The organism is Phocaeicola coprophilus DSM 18228 = JCM 13818 (genome assembly GCF_000157915.1).
Classification (GTDB): Bacteria; Bacteroidota; Bacteroidia; order Bacteroidales; family Bacteroidaceae; genus Phocaeicola; species Phocaeicola coprophilus.
In genome coordinates this window covers 246,450-247,317 of the sequence record NZ_EQ973637.1, presented here as the reverse complement: position 1 = coordinate 247,317, position 868 = coordinate 246,450, and the positions used below count along the sequence as shown (strand labels likewise).

Below are 868 nucleotides of genomic sequence, written 5' to 3'. Positions count from 1 at the left end.
GGGGGAAAAATACCGGAGATAAAAATATGCTTATGATAAAATATTGTATTCCTGTCCGTAATCTCATCATCCGGGAGCAAATTATACAAATCCTCCTTCCCCATTGAAAAAGGCTCCAAGCCATCACACAATTCATCTGAAGGCAGCCTATGAGTCTGCCCAACTTTCATATACAATCCGGCACAAGCACGTGTCTTATCGAGCAAGCAACAATCAGCTTTCAGCTTAATCCCGTAACACTCACATGATTCCTCCAACTCCTCTCCCGGCATACGGCAAATATCCAAAAACTCATTAGTCAAAAGATTGCTACTCTCCACACCAAAGAATCTACAGTTCCTACGCACCCGTACAATTTCCTTCTCATCGTAAACCACAATCTTACAACTACCTGCAAATGCTTCCATCAAACGCAACACTTCCGGAAACTCCGGGGCATTGGCATACTTATTACCACCGAATACAGAAAGAAACGTATCCAGCATGTTTCCTTTACCGGCAACCGGTCTGACAAGCGAATGGAACTCCTGCACTACTACAGAATTGACCACTTTCACCATAGCAACAGAACATATTGCGGCATGATTGGAAGTAAAAGACTCTGTACATAGAGCCACGAATGTCTTGTTCTCTTTCATATATTTCCCAAATTTCAGACTATGACATTTGCAAATCTATTGTTTTTTACTTAAACTACAAATTATCCGTTATAGTTTTGCCTGAGAAACAATAATGCTCAAGGAAAAAGAGCAAAAACATAATACTACAACAAGATAAATCCATATAATATAAGGTTACAAAAAACTTTTTCCTAAAAAAACGAGGAAATATTTGGATATATGATTTTATTTCCCTATAATTGCGATTG

General features: G+C 38.6%; 1 protein-coding gene. It reads right to left on the bottom strand.

Features of this window, described 5'->3' with window-relative positions; genetic code table 11:
- Positions 1-638, bottom strand: a 638-nt coding sequence (locus BACCOPRO_RS07185; protein ID WP_008142263.1) for a 3'-5' exonuclease family protein, incomplete at its 3' end; no start/stop codon positions are given.
- Positions 639-868: the final 230 nt, after the last annotated feature.